The organism is Nocardioides hankookensis (assembly GCF_042658885.1).
GTDB classification, from domain to species: domain Bacteria; phylum Actinomycetota; class Actinomycetes; order Propionibacteriales; family Nocardioidaceae; genus Nocardioides; species Nocardioides hankookensis.
This window is the reverse complement of the sequence record NZ_JBHSRJ010000004.1, coordinates 1,054,280-1,071,714: the sequence shown is the minus strand read 5'-3', so window position 1 is coordinate 1,071,714 and position 17,435 is coordinate 1,054,280. Positions and strand designations below refer to the sequence as shown.

17 protein-coding genes are annotated in these 17,435 nt (G+C 73.4%); 5 read left to right on the top strand and 12 right to left on the bottom strand.

Annotation, left to right across the window (positions count from 1 at the left end; genetic code table 11):
- The first annotated feature begins 14 nt into the window (after positions 1–14).
- The 3 genes from ACFPYL_RS11580 to ACFPYL_RS11570 all read left to right on the top strand — a co-directional run bounded on the left by ACFPYL_RS11580 (position 15) and on the right by ACFPYL_RS11570 (position 4,372).
- Positions 15–1,217, top strand: a complete 1,203-nt coding sequence (locus ACFPYL_RS11580) for a PucR family transcriptional regulator (protein WP_379154020.1) — start codon at positions 15–17, stop codon at positions 1,215–1,217.
- A 75-nt stretch (positions 1,218–1,292) separates the two neighbouring features.
- On the top strand, positions 1,293–2,981 hold the full coding sequence (locus ACFPYL_RS11575) for a DUF3556 domain-containing protein (protein WP_379154018.1): 1,689 nt from the start codon (positions 1,293–1,295) through the stop codon (positions 2,979–2,981).
- Complete coding sequence (locus ACFPYL_RS11570; protein ID WP_379154016.1) at positions 2,978–4,372, top strand: phytoene desaturase family protein; 1,395 nt, start codon at positions 2,978–2,980, stop codon at positions 4,370–4,372. The genes ACFPYL_RS11575 and ACFPYL_RS11570 overlap by 4 nt, the downstream gene beginning before the upstream one ends.
- Here ACFPYL_RS11570 and ACFPYL_RS11565 read toward each other — a convergent pair.
- The 7 genes from ACFPYL_RS11565 to ACFPYL_RS11535 all read right to left on the bottom strand — a co-directional run bounded on the left by ACFPYL_RS11565 (position 4,362) and on the right by ACFPYL_RS11535 (position 10,560).
- Positions 4,362–4,907, bottom strand: a complete 546-nt coding sequence (locus tag ACFPYL_RS11565) for a hypothetical protein (protein WP_379154014.1) — start codon at positions 4,905–4,907, stop codon at positions 4,362–4,364. The genes ACFPYL_RS11570 and ACFPYL_RS11565 overlap by 11 nt on opposite strands.
- Before the next feature lie 36 nt (positions 4,908–4,943).
- A complete protein-coding gene (locus ACFPYL_RS11560) occupies positions 4,944–6,203 on the bottom strand; it encodes a cytochrome P450 (protein WP_379154012.1) in 1,260 nt (419 codons plus the stop codon).
- A gap of 11 nt (positions 6,204–6,214) precedes the next feature.
- Positions 6,215–7,489 carry a cytochrome P450 gene (locus ACFPYL_RS11555; RefSeq protein ID WP_379154010.1) on the bottom strand — a complete coding sequence of 425 codons (1,275 nt, stop codon included), beginning with the start codon at positions 7,487–7,489 and terminating at the stop codon, positions 6,215–6,217.
- A 22-nt stretch (positions 7,490–7,511) separates the two neighbouring features.
- The gene (locus ACFPYL_RS11550; RefSeq protein ID WP_379154008.1) at positions 7,512–9,002 is read right to left on the bottom strand and encodes an RNA polymerase sigma factor; all 1,491 of its coding nucleotides are present in this window, start codon (positions 9,000–9,002) and stop codon (positions 7,512–7,514) included.
- 102 nt (positions 9,003–9,104) lie between these two features.
- Entirely contained in the window at positions 9,105–9,689 is a 585-nt protein-coding gene (locus ACFPYL_RS11545) for an HhH-GPD-type base excision DNA repair protein (protein WP_379154006.1), read from the bottom strand.
- Positions 9,690–9,770: 81 nt separating this feature from the next.
- Positions 9,771–10,151, bottom strand: coding sequence for a hypothetical protein (locus tag ACFPYL_RS11540; RefSeq protein WP_379154005.1), 381 nt, complete (start codon positions 10,149–10,151; stop codon positions 9,771–9,773).
- Between the two features lie 7 nt (positions 10,152–10,158).
- Positions 10,159–10,560 carry a universal stress protein gene (locus ACFPYL_RS11535; protein ID WP_379154003.1) on the bottom strand — a complete coding sequence of 134 codons (402 nt, stop codon included), beginning with the start codon at positions 10,558–10,560 and terminating at the stop codon, positions 10,159–10,161.
- A gap of 119 nt (positions 10,561–10,679) precedes the next feature.
- Between ACFPYL_RS11535 and ACFPYL_RS11530 the strand changes: the two genes are divergently transcribed.
- Positions 10,680–11,123, top strand: a complete 444-nt coding sequence (locus tag ACFPYL_RS11530) for a hypothetical protein (protein WP_379154001.1) — start codon at positions 10,680–10,682, stop codon at positions 11,121–11,123.
- Positions 11,124–11,137: 14 nt separating this feature from the next.
- Here ACFPYL_RS11530 and ACFPYL_RS11525 read toward each other — a convergent pair whose 3' ends face one another.
- Positions 11,138–12,604: a glutamate--cysteine ligase gene (locus ACFPYL_RS11525; RefSeq protein ID WP_379153999.1), complete on the bottom strand. Its 1,467-nt coding sequence runs from the start codon at positions 12,602–12,604 to the stop codon at positions 11,138–11,140.
- A gap of 21 nt (positions 12,605–12,625) precedes the next feature.
- The gene (locus tag ACFPYL_RS11520) at positions 12,626–13,600 is read right to left on the bottom strand and encodes a DUF4192 domain-containing protein (protein WP_379153997.1); all 975 of its coding nucleotides are present in this window, start codon (positions 13,598–13,600) and stop codon (positions 12,626–12,628) included.
- 134 nt (positions 13,601–13,734) lie between these two features.
- Between ACFPYL_RS11520 and ACFPYL_RS11515 the strand changes: the two genes are divergently transcribed.
- Positions 13,735–15,069 carry a DNA polymerase IV gene (locus ACFPYL_RS11515; RefSeq protein WP_379153995.1) on the top strand — a complete coding sequence of 445 codons (1,335 nt, stop codon included), beginning with the start codon at positions 13,735–13,737 and terminating at the stop codon, positions 15,067–15,069.
- On the opposite strand, the gene ACFPYL_RS11510 is transcribed toward ACFPYL_RS11515, so the two are convergent.
- The 3 genes from ACFPYL_RS11510 to ACFPYL_RS11500 form a co-directional block, all read right to left on the bottom strand.
- The gene (locus ACFPYL_RS11510) at positions 15,050–15,874 is read right to left on the bottom strand and encodes a 5-oxoprolinase subunit C family protein (protein ID WP_379153993.1); all 825 of its coding nucleotides are present in this window, start codon (positions 15,872–15,874) and stop codon (positions 15,050–15,052) included. The two genes, ACFPYL_RS11515 and ACFPYL_RS11510, sit on opposite strands and share 20 nt — an antisense overlap.
- Positions 15,871–16,464, bottom strand: coding sequence for a 5-oxoprolinase subunit B family protein (locus tag ACFPYL_RS11505; RefSeq protein ID WP_379153992.1), 594 nt, complete (start codon positions 16,462–16,464; stop codon positions 15,871–15,873). Before ACFPYL_RS11505 ends, ACFPYL_RS11510 begins: the two co-directional genes overlap by 4 nt.
- Positions 16,465–16,903: 439 nt before the next feature.
- Positions 16,904–17,431 carry a DUF4333 domain-containing protein gene (locus tag ACFPYL_RS11500; RefSeq protein WP_379155444.1) on the bottom strand — a complete coding sequence of 176 codons (528 nt, stop codon included), beginning with the start codon at positions 17,429–17,431 and terminating at the stop codon, positions 16,904–16,906.
- Positions 17,432–17,435 lie beyond the last annotated feature (4 nt).

Below are 17,435 nucleotides of genomic sequence, written 5' to 3'. Positions count from 1 at the left end.
GCTACTGTCCGCGGGTGCCCCCGGCCGTGGACGACCTCGTCTCGCGTACCGCCGCGGCCCTGGCCGGCGAGATGGAGGGACTCGCCGACCACCTGGTCGCGCGGATGCTGCACGAGATCCCCGAGCTGGACGGCGACCCGGCGCTCGTGGACCTGCTGAGGACCAGCGTCGCCGACAACATCCGGGTCGCCATGACCCGCTTCTCCTCCGGCGAGCGGCGCGCCGAACCACCCGAGACGGCGCTCGCCTACGCGCGCGGGCTCGCCCAGGCCGGCGTCCCGGTCAGCGCCCTGCTGCGCGCCTACCGGCTCGGGCAGGCCGAGTGCCAGCAGCTGATGATCGAGGCGTTCGCCCGTGACACCGACGACCCGGCGGCGATCGTGGCGGCGACGGTGGAGTTCTCGGCCGCGACGTTCGCCTACATCGACGGTCTCTCGGAGCAGGTCGTCCAGGCACACGCGGCCGAGCGACGGCGTTGGCTGCAGAGCCGGGCAGCGGCGCGGTCGGCCGAGGTCGCGACGGTGCTCGCGGGCGACGCGCTCGAGGTCGGCCAGGCCGAGCGGATGCTCGGCTACGAGCTCGGGCGCACCCACCTGGGCCTGGTCGGATGGGGCGACACCGACCTCCTCGAGCGGGACGTACGCCGGGTCGCGACCGACCTCGGCTGCCTGCGCGAGCCGCTGGTCGTCCCGTCGGACGCGGGCGGGGTCTGGGCCTGGCTGCCGCTGCCCCGCGGGGGCGCCGACCCGCGCTCCGTCACGATGTCCGCCGCCGGCGTCCGGCTCGCGGTCGGCAACCCGGGCGCGGGCCTGGCCGGCTTCCGCAGCACGCACCGGCAGGCGCTCGCCGCGCGCGCCGTGGCCCTGGCCGCCGACGAGGTCGCCCGGACCGCCGTGACGACGTACGCCGACGCCGGTCTGGTCGCGCTGCTCCGCACCGACCTCGCCGACCTGGCCGCGTGGGTCCAGGGCGTCCTCGGCGACCTCGCCATCGACGACGAGCCGCACGCCCGGCTCCGCGAGACCGTGCGGGTGCTGCTCGCGCACCAGGGCAGCCACACGGCCGCGGCGGCCGAGCTGTCGCTGCACCGCAACACGGTGCTCTACCGGCTGCGTCGGGCCGAGGAGGCGCGCGGCCGGCCGCTCGACGAGGGCCGGCTGGACGTCGAGGTCGCGCTGCTCGCGTGCCACCTGCTCGGCCGCCGGGTCTTGTGCTGACGGCACAACGGCGATCCGCAACGTCGTGCTGCCGGCCGGATGCCGGGTGACGGCCGCCACACCTACCGTCCCGGCATGGGATTCCTGCAACCGAACCTCCCCGAGGTCGACGCGGCCTGGCGTGCGGGCACCCGCGCGGAGCGGATGCGGCCGATGGCCCGGCACGTGGCGGAGGTCGGGTTCGGCACGCCCGACGTCGTGTTCGTCCTCTACGTCGTCAAGATCGGCCTGTACGTCGCCGGCGGCGCCGCCTTCGCGCTCCTCACGCCCGGCATCGACGAGCTCACCGCGACCGGCGCCTTCCAGAAGGTCGTGCTCTGGACGCTGCTCTTCGAGGTGCTCGGCCTCGGGTGCGGCTTCGGCCCGCTCAACCTGCGGATGGTGCCACCGCTCGGCTCGTTCCTCTACTGGCTGCGGCCCGGCACCATCCGGCTGCCCCCGTGGCCGGGTCGGGTGCCCCTGACGCGCGGCACCCGGCGTACCGCCGTCGACGTCGCGTTGTACGCCGCGCTGCTGCTCGCGACCCTGTGGGCGCTGCTGTCCCCCGACCCGGTGCTCGGGCGCGAGCGGGTCGTGGCCGTCCTGGTCGCGCTGGCGCTGATCGGGCTGCGGGACAAGACGATCTTCCTCGCGGCCCGGGCGGAGGTGTACGGCACGCTCACGGTGACGTTCCTGCTCACCGGCGCCGACCTGGTCGTCGCCGCCCAGCTGGTCATGCTCGCCATCTGGTGGGGCGCGGCGACGTCCAAGCTCAACCGGCACTTCCCGTACGTCGTGCAGGCGATGATGAGCAACAGCCCGGTGCTGCGCTCGCGGACGATCAAGCGCCGCTTCCACCGCGACTTCCCCGACGACCTGCGGCCGTCCGGGCTCGCCTCCACGCTGGCCCACGTCGGCACCGCCGTGGAGTACGCCGTCCCGCTCGTGCTGTTCCTCTCCCACGGCGGCTGGGTGACGACCGCGGCTGCGGTGGTGATGATCTGCTTCCACCTCCAGATCCTGACCAGCATCCCGATGGGCGTGCCGCTGGAGTGGAACGTCTTCATGATCTACGGGATCCTCACGCTCTTCGTCCACGACGCGGCGTACGGCCTCGGCGACGTGACGCACCCGTGGCCGCTCGTGGCCCTGCTGGCCGTCGTGGTGGCGACCGTGGTGCTCGGCAACGTCGCGCCGCGTCGGGTCTCGTTCCTGCCCGGCATGCGCTACTACGCGGGCAACTGGGACACGTCGTACTGGTGCTTCACCGAGGCGGGACTCGCCAAGCTCGATGCCGGCACCACCAAGGCGTCGCTGCTCCCCCACCAGCAGCTCGAGAAGATCTACGGCAAGGAGGAGGCGGAGATCCCGCTCTACATCGGCTACGCCTTCCGCGCGATGCACAGCCACGGCCGGGCGCTCTTCTCACTCATCCCCCGCGCCTGCGGCCCCGGGCACGACACCGACTACCTGGCGATCGAGGGCGAGCTCGTCGCCGGGACCGTGCTCGGCTGGAACTTCGGCGACGGCCACCTCCACGACGAGCGGTTGATCGGCGCCCTGCAGGAGCGCTGCCACTTCGAGGACGGCGACGTGCGGGTCATCCTGCTGGAGGCGCAGCCGATCCAGCGGCAGCGCCAGGAGTACCGCCTCGTCGACGCGGCTACCGGTGAGCTCGAGCGCGGCTACGTCCTGGTCGCCGACATGTGCGAACGGCAGCCGTGCGACACGGACCTGCCCGTGCACGTCACCTCCACCAGGCGTAGGGCAGAGTCGGGGGCATGAGCGCGCCCGATGCCGTCGTCGTCGGCTCGGGCCCCAACGGGCTCGCGGCCGCCGTCACGCTCGCCCAGCGCGGGCTCTCGGTCACGGTGCTCGAGGCGCGCGACACGATCGGCGGCGGCACCCGCACCGAGGAGCTCACGGTCCCGGGCGTGCTCCACGACGTCTGCTCGGCGATCCACCCCTTCGGCGTCGGCTCGCCGTTCCTCTCCTCGCTGCCGCTGACCGAGCACGGCCTGGTCTGGCGCTGGCCGGAGGTCGACGTCGCCCACCCGCTCGACGACGGTACGGCGGGGGTGCTCCGCGGCTCGGTCGAGGAGACCGCCGCCGGCCTCGGTGCCGACGCCGACCGGTGGCGCGGTGTCTTCGGCCCGCTCGTCGAAAGGTACGACGCGCTCGCCGACGAGGCGCTCGGCCCGATCGTGCACGTGCCGTCGCACCCGGTGATGCTGGCGCGGTTCGGGCTGCGGGCCGGACTGCCTGCCGCCGTTCTCGCCCGCCGCTTCCGTACCGAGCCCGCCCGCGCCCTCTTCGGCGGCTGCGCCGCGCACGTCAGCCGCCCGCTCGACCGTCCGCTCACCTCCGCGGTCGGGGCGATGCTGATCGTCGCCGGGCACCGGCACGGCTGGCCGGTCGCCGAGGGCGGCTCCCGCGCGATCACCGACGCCCTCGCGAGCCTGCTGCGCTCGCTCGGCGGGACGATCGAGACCGGCGTCGAGGTCACGGCGATGGCCGAGCTGCCGCCGAGCCGGGTGCGGTTGTTCGACACGACCCCGACCGCCTTCGCCGAGATCGCGGGGCTCGAGCCGCCCCGGTGGCGGTACGGGTGCTCGGCGTACAAGCTCGACCTGGCCGTCGAGGGCGGCGTGCCGTGGACCGCCGAGGCCGCCCGGAGGGCCGGGACCGTCCACCTCGGCGGGACCTTCGCGGAGATCGCGCGCGCCGAGGCCGAGGTCGCCCGGGGCCGGATGCCGGAGCGGCCCTACGTGCTGGTGGGCCAGCAGTACCTCGCCGACCCGACCCGCTCGGCCGGCGACGTGCACCCGGTCTGGGCCTACGCGCACGTGCCGCACGGGTACGCCGGCGACGCGACGGACGCGGTGCTGGCGCAGCTCGAGCGGTTCGCCCCCGGCGTCCGCGAGCGGATCGTCGCCACCCACGTGACCGACCCCGCCGGCTTCGCGGCGTACAACGCGAACTACGTCGGCGGCGACATCGCCGCCGGTGCCACGACGGTGCGCCAGCTGGTCGCCCGGCCGCGGCTCACGGACCCGTACGCCACCGCCGTCCCTGGCGCCTACCTCTGCTCGGCGTCAACACCACCGGGCCCGGGCGTGCACGGCATGTGTGGGCACCGCGCCGCGCTGCGGGCGCTCGACGACCTCAGTCGCTGACGATCCAGTCGGTGTAGGACCGCGGCGCGCCGAGCCAGTCGGTGACCGGGTGCGAGGAGTCGAACTCGTCGCGCATCAGCAGGGCGACCCGCACGCTGTCGGGCGAGCCCAGGCAGCTGCGCGCGGCCGCGAAGGTGAGCCGGTCGCCAGCGAAGTCGAGAGCCACCTTGTGGGGGCACGTCAGCGGCTCGCCCACGACGTCGCCGTTGCTCACGGCGACGAGCTGGTAGTCGGTGCCCGACTGGAGCCCGCTGGTGAGCCGGAACTCGGGTCCCTTCAGGGCGGCGTCGGTGTCGATGCCGATGGCCAGCCCCGACGGGCCGCCGGTCGACCGCGCGCGCAGGTCGGTGAAGCGGACCTTCACCACCAGCCGGTTGGGCCCGTGGGCGACCGCGACGGCGCGCATGTCGGTCAACGAGGCCGACGCGTCGGCGGGGTCGGGGTAGCGCGCCTGGTCGGCGTACGCCGGCGCCGCGACGAGGGTCGCGCCGACGGTGGCGGTGAGGAGTGCGAGGGCTGCAGTCCCGAGCTTCATGCCCTTCAGACTCCCCGACGGCCCCGAAGGTTGCAATCAACCGACCGCGACCGGCACGCTCAACGGGCCGCGGACCAGGGGCATGGCACGCATCCGCGCCGGCCCGGCGCGGTGCAGGCCGGGCATCCGCTCGGCGAGCATCCGCAGCGCGACCGAGCCCTCGAGCTCGGCGATCGGCCGGCCGACGCAGCGGTGGATGCCGCTCGAGAACGCCAGGTGGTCGAAGAGGTCGGTGCGGGCGAGGTCGAACGTGTTGGGCTCGTCGAAGACCTGCGGGTCGCGGTTGGCGCCACCGATCAGCACGTTGACCCACTGGCCGCGGCGGATCGGCTGCCCGGCGATCTCGGTGTCGTCGAAGGAGATTCGGCCGGTGCGCTGCACCGGCGAGTCGAAGCGCAGCGACTCCTGGACGACGGCGCCGGCGAGCGCGGGGTTCGCCACCAGCGCGGCCCACTGGTCCGGGTGGTCGAGCAAGGCGTTGACGGCGTTGCCGAGCAGGTTGACGGTCGTCTCGAATCCGGCGATCAGCAGCATCCGGCACATCGGCACCAGCTCGACGGCGCGCAGCTCCGTGTCGCCCTCCCCCTCCGCCGCGAGGAGCGAGCTGATCAGGTCGTCACCGGGGTCGGCGCGACGCCGTTCGATGACCTCCTCGAAGAGCCGCACCATCGCCCGGGCGGCCACCATCACGTCGCGGGCGTGCCGCGGCGAGCGGAAGCCGGCGGCCGCGCCACCCAGCGTCTCGCCGTACGCCGCGAGGACGGCGCCGTCCTCGTCCGGGATGCCCAGCAGCCGGTTGATCACGGCGACCGGCAGCGGCTCCGCGAGCGCCGGCATCACGTCGAACGACCCGGTCCGCCCGGCGTCGTCGAGCAGCCGGCCGACGGTCTCCTCGAGCATGACGGTGAAGTCGGCGAGCCGTCGCGCGCTGAGCGCGGGCGCGACGAGCCGGCGCAGCCGCGTGTGGTCGGGCGGGTTCCGGGTCAGCAGCGACCGGTCGAAGGCCGGCTCGGGCCGCGGCGCGCCCTCCGGCTCGACGCCGAAGCGCCGGTCCCGGAGGACCTCCTTGCAGATCGCGTGGTCGGCCGTCGCCAGGTGGCCGGTCGGCGTGGTCACGAACGGGCCGGCCGCGCGGATCCGGTCGTAGATCGGGTACGGGTCACCGTCACCGACCGCGCTGAGGCGGGCGAACTCGTTGCGCCGCACGTGCGCGTCGACGATCGCGCGGGCTCGACCGGCGTACAGCTTCGTGGTGAAGCGGGCAGCACTGCGCAGCTGGACCGCCCGACCCTCCATGTGCCGTGATCCTAGCGATTGAAAACTGAAGCGGTCCCCCGGGTCACCGGCAGGCTCAGCGGCCCGCGGATCAGGGTCGAGTTGCGACGGCGAACGGCGCCCGCACGGCGCAGCCCCGGCATCCGTTCGGCCAGCATCCGCAGCGCCACCGTGGCCTCGAGCTCGGCGAGCGGGCGGCCCACGCAGTGGTGGATGCCGCTCGAGAACGCGAGGTGGTCGGCTCCGTCGGTGCGGGTGATGTCGAAGACGTCGGCGTCACAGAAGACCGCCGGGTCGCGGTTGGCGCCGCCGAGCAGCACGTTGACGAACCGCCCGCTCTCGACCCGCTGACCGGCCAGCTCGGTGTCGTCGAAGGAGATCCGCGCGGTGCGCTGGACGGGCGGGTCGAACCGCAGCGTCTCCTGGACGACCGCGCCGGCGAGTCCCGGGTCGGCGACCAGCGCCGCCCACTGGTCCGGGTGGTCGAGCAGCGCGTTGACGGCGTTGCCGATCAGGTTGACCGTCGTCTCGAAGCCGGCGATCAGCAGCAGGATGCAGAGCGGGACCATCTCCTGCGGCTGCACCTGGTCGCCCTCCGCCGCGACCAGCGCGCTGATCAGGTCGTCGTGGGGCTCGCGCCGACGCAGGTCGAAGAGCCCGGCGAACATCAGCTCCAGGTCGCGGCCCGCGGTCATCACCTCCTGGGCATGACGCAGCGAGCGCAGCCCGGCGAGCGCGCCGCCGAGGGCGACGCCGTACCGCGTGAAGGCCTCGCCGTCCGCGTCCGGGACGCCGAGGAGGTCGGTGATCACCGCGATCGGCAGCGGCGACGCGAGGGCCGGCACGAGGTCGAGCTCGCCCGAGCCTGCGGCGTCGTCGAGCAGCCCGGCCACGGTCCTCTCCACGCCGTCGCGGAAGTCGGCCATCCGCCGCGGGCTGAAGGCGGGCGCCACCAGCCGACGGAGCCGGGTGTGGTCGGGCGGGTTGCGGTTGAGGAAGGACAGGTCGAAGTCCTCGTCCGGACCGGTCGAGTCCTCCGGCTCGACGCCGAACCGTCGGCTGCGCAGGATCTCCTTGCAGAGCGCGTGGTCGACCGTCGCGAGGTTGCCGAGCGGCGTCACGATGAACGGCCCCTCGGCGCGGATCTGCTCGTAGATCGGGTACGGGTCGTCGCGGCCCGGCGCGAACCGGAGCCGGCTGAAGGGCACCCGCCGCACGTAGGCGTGGTAGGCGGCCCGGCCCTGCTCGCCGTACAGCCGGGACGCGAAACGGGCCGCACTGCGCAGCTGCGCAGCACGGCCCGTCATCGTCGTACCGAGTCTCGGTGGCTCAGTCGAGGTAGTCGCGCAGCACCTGGGAGCGCGACGGGTGCCGGAGCTTCGACATCGTCTTCGACTCGATCTGGCGGATCCGCTCGCGGGTCACGCCGTAGACCTTGCCGATCTCGTCGAGGGTCTTCGGCTGGCCGTCGGTCAGGCCGAAGCGCATGCTGACGACGCCCGCCTCGCGCTCGGAGAGCGTGTCGAGGACGGCGTGCAGCTGCTCCTGGAGCAGCGTGAAGCTCACGGCGTCCGCGGGCACGATGGCCTCGGAGTCCTCGATCAGGTCACCGAACTCGGAGTCGCCGTCCTCGCCGAGCGGGGTGTGCAGCGAGATCGGCTCGCGGCCGTACTTCTGGACCTCGATGACCTTCTCGGGGGTCATGTCGAGCTCCTTGGCGAGCTCCTCCGGGGTGGGCTCGCGGCCCAGGTCCTGGAGCATCTGGCGCTGCACGCGGGCGAGCTTGTTGATGACCTCGACCATGTGCACCGGGATGCGGATGGTGCGGGCCTGGTCGGCCATCGCGCGGGTGATCGCCTGCCGGATCCACCAGGTGGCGTACGTCGAGAACTTGTAGCCCTTGGTGTAGTCGAACTTCTCGACCGCGCGGATCAGGCCGAGGTTGCCCTCCTGGATCAGGTCCAGGAAGAGCATGCCGCGGCCGGTGTAGCGCTTGGCCAGGGAGACGACGAGGCGGAGGTTGGCCTCGAGCAGGTGGTTCTTCGCCCGTTTGCCGTCCTCGGCGATCCACTCGAACTCCTCCTCGAGCTTGCCGGACATCTTGGTGCCCTTGGCGAGCTTCTCCTCCGCGAAGAGGCCGGCCTCGATCCGCTTGGCGAGCTCGACCTCCATCTCCGCGTTGAGGAGCGGGACCTTGCCGATCTGCTTGAGGTAGTCCTTGACCGGGTCGGCGGTCGCGCCGGCGACCATGACCTGCTGCGCCGGCTCGTCGGTCTCGTCGGCCGCGGAGACCACGAACGACGAGGTGGCCGTGGCCTCCTCCTCGTCCTCCTTGATCGACGGGTCGCTCGCGACGTCCTTCTCGAACTGCTCGTCGGGGACGTCGGGGAGGATCTTCTTGCCGTCGGGGCCGACGACCGGCGCGGTGACGACCTCGACGACGGCCTCGCCGTCGCTGGACGCCGCCTTCTTCGCCGCGGCCTTCTTGGCCGGGGCCGCCTTCTTGGCGGCAGGCGCGGCGGCGGCCTTCTTGGCCGGCGCGGCCTTGGTCGCCTTGGCGGTCGTCGTCTTGCGCGTCGACGTCGCCGCGACCGCACGCGTGGTCGCCACCGGCAGGTGCACGGAGATGCCGAGCGAGCTCAGGTGGCCGAGCAGCGCCTTGAGGTGCCGGGGCTCGACGGCCGCGTCCTCACTGGCCTGTCGGACCTCCTCCGGGGTGAGCGAGCCGCTGGGCGTCCCCCGCTCGATGAGGGCTACGACGGCCGGGTGGGTCAGCACTTCGGCGGGGAGCAACTTGCGCGCGTTCGAGGACACGAACACCTCTCGTCAACGACGTCGAAACAGATCTTGGGCGCGGCCCGTCCCGGAGACGTCAAGAGCCGCGCGGATCATTCTGCCACGCACCCCCAACGATTTCGGCAATCACCCCGACACTGACGACGACATGGCCTTGGCCGCGGCCTTCTTCTCCTTCTTGTAGTCGCGCACCTTCTGCAGGCTCGCGCCGTCGACGACGTCCGCGACCGAGCGGTAGCCGTCCTCGGCGTACGCACCCACGGCCGCCTCCCACCCGTCCGGTCGTACGTCGAGCTGCTTGGCCAGCAGGGCCACGAAGATCTGCGCCTTCTGCTTGCCGAACCCCGGCAGCGCCTGCATCCGCTTGAGCAGGTCGCGACCGTCGACGGCCTCGGTCCAGATCCGCTCGGCGTGCCCGTCGTACTCGTCCTCCACGATCCGCGCGAGCTCCTGGAGCCGCGCGGTCATCGAGCCCGGGAACCGGTGGATCGCCGGCGGCGTCGAGCAGAGCGCCGTGAACGACTCGGGATCCGCCGCCGCGATCCGCGCCGGGTCGAGGGTGCCGAACCGGTCCAGCACCTTCGCCGGTCCGCGGAACGCGTGCTCCATCGGGTACTGCTGGTCGAGCATCATCCCGACCAGCAGGGCGAACGGGTCGTCGGAGAGCACCTGGTCGGCGTGCTCGTCGCCGGTGATGTGGATCGTGGCCATGCGTCCATCTTGCCGCAGGCCGGGCGGCGGCGTCCCGGACGTCATACGGCTGGAGCAAGCGGGTGCTCCGTCCGTACGACGTCACCCTGATGCGAGCGATCCGACCCGAGCGACGGTCGTTGAGGAGACCGGGCAGATCCACCATGCCTCGCCGTCCACAGCCCGCGCCGCCATCGGGTGGGAACGGGGATGCTCGGGGCACACCGGCCAGTTGGTGGCCGTGCCACCGATCTCCTCCGGGACCCAGTCCTCCGTCTGGTCGGCGACCGAGACGACCCGCTCGACCAGCGAGTCGGTGACCAGGACGGAGACGCCACGTCCGGATCGCCCGGTCCACAGCATCGCGGTCAACTGCTCGGGGATCGATCCCCAGTCGCCGTCCTCGACACGAACGAGCAGGTCCGTGGTCGCCGCGATGTCCGCCAGGACGGGCTCGAGGGCGGCACGCAGCGCGACGTGCACGGTCGGGTCAGTCGGCCTTGACGGCGAGGACCGGGCAGTGGGCGTCGAGGAGGATGCGCTGCGCGTTGCTGCCGAGGATGAGCTTGCCGACCGGGGAACGGCGGCGCAGGCCGATCACGATGAGCTCGGCGTCGTTGGCCTCGGCGATGCTGATCAGGTCCTCGGCGGGCTCGAAGCCGCGGACCAGCTGGCGGATCTCGTAGGGCACCTCGGTGCCCTCGAGGATCTTGCGGACCGACGCCATCTCGCGGTCGGCCTGGGTGGAGGCGTCCTGGTCGAACTCGGACCCGCCGCGCTGGGAGTTCACGACCACCAGGCTCGCGGACCGCAGCTTCGCCTCGGCGATCGCGGTGCGGAGCGCGGCCTCGCCCTCCGGCTTGGGGACGTACCCCACGACGACGGTTCCCATCGGTCCTCCCAGATCTGAGCGGTTGGATGCACCGTAACCGATCCAGGCCGCGGCGACCTGTGGAGGACATCTGCACGAACCGCACGATCGGGCGAGGCTGTCCCCATGGAAGGGACGAGGTGAGGACGGTCGAGGGGATCCAGGAACCGGTGGCCCGTCCGCTGCACCTGGTGCTGCGGCGGGCGGTCGCCGACCACGCCGCGCGGGAACGACGGCGGCTGCACCCGCCACTGCTGCACGTCGGCTGGCCGGGCGGCCGCGAGGACGTGTTCGCGGTCGCGCCGGACGAGCAGCTCGACCACGCGCTGCGCGCCGACGTCGTCGCCGCGATGGTGCACACCGCCCGCCGACGCGCCCCGGTGGCCGGAGCCGTTCCGATGCTGTGGCTGACCCGCTCCGGGCCGCTCGACGTCGGTGACGTCGACCTGGAGTGGCTCGCGGCCGCCCGGGCCGCCACCGCCGAGGCAGCTGTGGACCTCACGCTCGTGGTCGTCACCCGCAAGGGCTGGTTCGACCCGCGGACCGGCGTACGGCGGGAATGGAAGCGGCTGCGGACCCGCTGACCCGTCTGGTCGCGCTAGTCCCAGGTGTGCGCGGGCTCGTTGGTGTGCATCCGCTCGCGGTAGTCGAGCAGCGCGGCCCGCAGCGCGTCGTACCGGTCGCGGTTGCCCTCGGCCCGGACCCGCTGCACGAACCACTCGGCGCCGTTGGTGCCGAGCAGGCAGCGCTGCTCGATGATGCCGAGCAGCCGGTCCGACTCCTCCTGCGACGCGCCCCAGGAGGCGAGGCCCTCGCGGGCCATCGGCAGCAGGCGGCGCAGCACGAGCTCGGTGGCCCGGACCTGGCCGACGCCCGGCCAGTAGATCTGGGCGTCGACGCCCTGCCGGGCGGCGACGTGGAAGTTCTCCTCGGCGGCGCTGAAGGACATCTGCGACCAGAGCGGCCGCTCGCTCTCGGCGAGCGCCCGGACCAGGCCGAAGTAGAACGCCGCGTTGGCGATCGTGTCGGCGACGGTCGGCCCGGCGGCCAGCAGCCGGTTCTCGACGCGCAGGTGCGGCACTCCCCCGGCGACGTCGTAGACCGGCCGGTTCCAGCGGTAGATGGTGCCGTTGTGGAGGCGCAGCTCGGGCAGCCGCGGCGTGCCGCCGTCCTCGAGCACCGCCAGCGGGTCCTCGTCGTCGGTCACCGGGAGCAGCGCGGGGAAGAACCGGACGTTCTCCTCGAAGAGGTCGAAGACCGAGGTGATCCAGCGCTCGCCGAACCACACCCGCGGACGCACGCCCTGCGCCTTCAGCTCCTCGCTGCGGGTGTCGGTCGCCTGCTCGAAGAGCGGGATCCGGGTCTCGCGCCACAGCTCCTTGCCGAGGAGGTACGGCGCGTTGGCGCCCACCGCCACCTGGACGGCGGCGATCGCCTGCGAGGCGTTCCAGTACGCCGCGAACTGGTCGGGCGAGGTCTGCACGTGGAACTGGGTGCTGGTGCAGGCCGCCTCCGGCACGATCGAGTCGGACGTGGTGCGCAGCCGCTCCTCGACCCCGTCGATCGCGATCGTGATGTCCTCGCCCCGGGCGTTGAGGATCTGCTCGCTGAGCAGCTTGTAGCGCGGGTTGGCGCTCAGGCTGTCCAGGCCCATGTGGCCCTCGGCGAGGGTCGGCAGGATGCCGATCATCACCATGTGGGCACCGATCGCCGCGGACTTCTCCTCGGCGTCGTTGAGGCTGCGGCGCAGGCTCTCCTCGAACGTCGTCAGCCCACCCTCGCGGAGCTTGGCCGGGGCGCTGTTGATCTCGATGTTGAACTGGCCGAGCTCGGTCTGGAAGTCCGGGGAGGCGATCGCCTCCAGCGCCTCGGCGTTCTTGAGCGCCGGGTCCCCCACCTCGTCGATGAGGTTGAGCTCGACCTCCAGCCCGGTCATCGGGTCGTCGGTGTCGAAGCGCGCCTCGCGCAGCATCCGGGCGAACACGTCGAGGTTGCGGCGCACCTTCTCCCGGTGGCGCGTGCGGTCAGCGCGGGAGAACTCCTGAGCATCCACCTCTTCGCCCATGACCGCACCCTAAGCGCGCCGTCAACGCCCCAGGCCCACCGTCCAGTCGAACTCCCCCTCCCAGGTGTCGGGCGGGACGGCCCGGGTCAGCAGCTCGGCGACCAGGCCCGCCAGCGAGTAGCCCGGGTCGACGTCGACGCACCGGTCCACCGCGCACCACGCCAGCGCACCCTGCCCGGCCTGCCACGCGGCGAACGCCAGCAGCGCGGCCGGCGCCGGCACCAGGGGGTCGGGCGCGCGGCGGACGACGTCGCTCCAGAGCTCGACGTGCTCCCTCGACCGGTCCCGACGCAGCGGCGACCACGCGGCGTCACGCACCCGGACGTCGAGCATCCCGCGCAGCAGCCGGGCGAGGTCGGCGTCGTCGGGCACCGTCCGGGAGGCGACGTGGCGCACCACGAGCTCGCGCACCCACCTGCCCTCGTCGAGGGCCGGCGGCGGGTCGCCGGTCAGCGCCGCCAGCGCCGGCACCACGCGCCCGACCAGCACCGGGTCGGCGGCGATGCTCTGCGCAAGACGCTCGCGGGAGGCGTGCACCACCCGCCCGTCGTAGACCGCCTGCGCCGCGAACGGGTGCGCGGACAGGTCGTAGGGCACCCCGTCGGCGGGCAGGCTGGGCCGGCTCGGCACCGGCCACCAGCGGCTCCCGTCGGTGCGCAGCCCGTCGATCACCTCGATGCCCGCGCGCTGCAGCGCCCGTGCGGTCGCCCCCAGGGCCCGGTCGGCGAGCCGGTCGCGCTCGCTGTAGACGAGGAGGAACGCCCGCGGCACCCGGTGCTCACGCGCGGGGGCGACCAGCATCGCGGTCATCTCGGCGACGTCGCCCTCGTCGTCGGGCAGGTCCACGCGGGCGTGGAACGGCGGGTCGCTGCCGAAGGTGAGCATCACCATCGACTCGGTCGGCTCGAAGCCGAGCACGACGGGCACCACGGCGAGGACGTCCTCGGGGGTGCGGGCGGTCAGGGTGGTCGTGGGGCTGGTCTGGTCTGCGGTCATGCCTCGACGGTCCCCGGACGCGCCGACGCCGGGCGGGGTTCCCGGGCCGGGTTGTGGAGACCCGTGTCGGGAGCCCGGCTGTGGACGGTAGGTGGGCTGCCGGAGCCGTCGGCGGCCCGCGATAGGTTGCGGCTGTGCGAGCGGTGGCGTCGGTGCTGCACCTCGACCTCGACGCGTTCTTCGCGGCGGTCGAGCAGCGCGACAAGCCGTCGCTGCGCGGCAAGCCGGTCGTCGTGGGCGGGGTCGGCGGCCGCGGCGTGGTGTCGACGGCGTCGTACGAGGCGCGCAGGTACGGCGTGCGCTCGGCGATGTCGACCCGCGAGGCGCGGGCCCGGTGCCCGCACGCGGCCTTCCTCTCGGGCCGGTTCCACGCCTACCGCTCGACCAGCGACCAGGTGATGGGCGTGCTGCGCTCGATCTCGCCGCTGGTCGAGCCGCTGTCGCTCGACGAGGCGTTCGTGGACCTCGCAGCCGCGGACCTGGCCGAGCACCCGGGGCTCGCGGACCTGTCGCTGCCCTCCGTCACCGCGTTCGCCGAGGAGCTGCGCACCCGGATCACCGAGGTGACCGGCGGGCTGACCGCCTCGGTCGGGATCGGGACGTCGAAGTTCATCGCGAAGGTCGCCAGCGACCTCGACAAGCCCGACGGCCTCGTCGTCGTCGCGCCGGGCACCGAGCAGGACCTGCTCCGGCCGATGAGCGTCACCGTGATCCCCGGCGTCGGCCCCGCCACCGCCGAGCGGCTGCGCCGCGCCGGCGTGCACACCGTCGCGGAGCTCGAGCTGCTCAGCGAGGACGAGCTGGTCCGGCTGCTCGGCAAGGCCAGCGGGCACTGGCTCTTCAACCTCGCCCGGGCCCAGGACGACCGGCCCGTGGTGGCCGAGCGCGAGGCGAAGTCGGTGAGCGTCGAGGGCACCTACGACCACGACCTCACGGACCGCAGCCTGATGGAGCACCTGCTGACCCGGCAGGCCGGCGACGTCGCGCGCCGGCTGCGCAAGAGCGGCCTGTCGGGGCGCACGGTCACGATCAAGGTGCGGATGCACGACTTCACGACGCTGAGCCGCTCGTCCACGCTCGCCTCCCCCACCGACACCGCCGCCACGATCGGCCGACTCGCGCGCGGCCTGCTCGCCGACCTGGACACCTCCGGCGGCGTACGCCTGCTCGGCGTCGGCGTCTCCGGGCTCGCCGACTGGGTCCAGGAGGACCTCTTCGGCGAGACGGCCGAGGAGGACGAGGAGCTGCCCGAGGTCGAGGTCCCGCATCACTCCCGCCGGGCCTGGGCGCCGGGCATGGACGTCGAGCACACCGAGATGGGCCGCGGCTGGGTGTGGGGGTCGGGACGAGGCGTGGTGACCGTGCGGTTCGAGACGGCGGCGACGCCGGCCGGGCCGGTGCGCAGCTATGCCGAGGACGACCCCGAGCTCAGCCCCTGGATCCCGCCGGTCACCGACGAGCCGGAGTGAACCGGACCTGCTCGCCCGGCCGCAGCTGAGCGCACTGCCACAGGTCGTCCTCCTCGACGACCGCCAGCACCGGGTAGCCGCCGGTCGGCGGGTGGTCGGCCAGGAACACGATCGGCACCCCGTCGGGCGGCACCTGCACGGCGCCGAGCACCATCCCCTCGCTCGCGAGCTCCTGCGTGCGCACGCGCGCGATCGGCGGGCCGTCGAGGCGCAGGCCGATCCGGTTGGAGTCGGCGGCGACGGCGTACGGCGCGGCGCACAGCCGCTCGATCGCGTCGTCGGCGAACCAGTCGGCGCGCGGCCCGACCCGCACCCGCAGCGGCCCGCGCCGGGCCGGGCGAGGCGCGTCCAGCGGCCGCGGCTCCCCCTGCGGTTCCCCGACCGGCAGCACGGTGCCCGCCTCAACGCGCGGCGGGCCGACCCAGGCGAGGGTGTCGGTCGACCGCGAGCCGAGCACGGGCGGGACGGCGATCCCGCCGGCGACCGCGACGTACGTGCACACCCCGGACGGAGGCGTCCCCACCCGGAGCGTGGCGCCGTCGGAGAGCCACTCGGCGCGGGCGTGGTCGTGCCCGGCGCCGGTGACCGCGACCCAGCAGCCGCCGTCGGCACGCAGCTCCAGCCCGCCGAGCACGACCTCGAGGACGGCGGCGTCCGCGTCGTTGCCGAGGAGCCGGTTGGCGAGCGCGGCGGCGGGCGCGTCCAGGGCGCCGGCGCGCGCGACCCCGAGGTGGGCCAAGCCGCGGCGACCGCGGTCCTGGACCGTCACCAGCGGTCCGGTGGCGAGCACGTGCAGGGAGGTCATCTCGGGACGAACACCACCGCGGTGCCGGGCGCGAGCAGCGCCGGGCGGTCGCGGGTCGGGTCCCACAGCCGCACGTCGGTCCGGCCGAGCAGCCGCCAGCCGCCCGGCGACGCGGTCGGGTAGACGCCGCACCAGGTGCCGGCCAGGCCGACCGAGCCGGGCTCGACACGTGGGCGCGGCGACTCCAGCCGGGGTACGGCGAGCTCCGCGGGCAGCCCGGACAGGTAGGAGAAGCCGGGCGCGAAGCCGCAGAACGCGGCGACGTACTCGATCTCGGAGTGGCGGGCGACGACGCCGGCCTCGTCGGTCCCCCAGGCCTCGGCCACGAATGCCAGGTCGGGCCCGTTGTACACGACGGGGACCTCGACCCGCTCCCCCTCGGGCGGCCCGCCGGACGGGCTCCAGCCGGCCAGCCGGTCGCGGAGCGCGGACGGGTCGCCGACGCCGTCGAAGAGCACCGTGCGCGCCGCCGGGACCACCTCGACCGCGTCGACCCCGGTCGCCCGCGCCCAGGTCGCGAGGTCGAGCGCCTCGACGGCGTCGCCGACCTCGGCGAGCACGGCCGAGCGGCCGACGGCGTGGAGGTCCATGGACCCCAGTGTGATGGAGCGTCCGGGTGCAGTTCACACAGACGTCACACGGGCGCCGTTGCCAGGGCAGCAGCGGCGTACGACCATGGAAATGGATGAAGGGCCCCCGGTGGTATGAGCACCAGGGGCCCTTCGCTTCGACCGGCTCGGTGACGTCCGGTCGACCGGGCGCTCCCCGCGACCCCGCCGTCCCCGTCACCGGGCCGACGCCGCGAGTTGCCCCGCGGGGTGGATCTTGGTTCCTGTCCGATCCCCAGACCCCCGTTGCCGGTGATCTGGTGAGGAGAGTTCTACGTGGTCCGCGTCACAGCCCGCAAGGGGTGCGGGCGAGATTCCGGCGGTCCCACAGGCTCGTCCACAGGTCGGGGCCGGTCATCCACAACTGGAGTGGACTGTCCACAGCAACCGGTCCAGACCTGTGACTCCGCCTGTGGACGGGTCAGGACTCGAGCGCGACGGTGCCGTCCAGGTCCTTGACCCGGAGCGTGACGTCCTGGCTCTCCTCGCCGAAGTAGAGCGTGCAGCCGAAGGTCGTGTCGGGGTCCTGCACGATGACGGCGTCCTCGCCGCAGTCGGCCTCGGCGTCGCCCAGGCCCTGGTCGGAGGCCTCCTGGAGCAGGTAGTCGACGACCTTGTCGGTCGAGATGATCGCCTGCGCTGGCGCGATGTCGAACTTCACGTTGTCGTCGCTCACGCTCGTGAAGGTGACCGTGTACGGCGCCTCGACGCCCTCGATCGTCACGGTGCACTCGATCGAGGCACCCTCCTCGGGGTCGGACTCGTCCGGGCAGCTCGCGTCGGCGACGTCGAGGTCCGGGGTCACGTCCTGCTGGGCCTTCTGCACCTGGTCCGCGACGTCGGCGGGGTCGTAGCCCCCGCCTCCGACCGAGACGGATCCGCTGCATGCGCCGAGAGCGAGGAGGACAGGGGCGATGGCGGCCGCGGTCAGTGCGCGGCGGAGCGTCATGGTC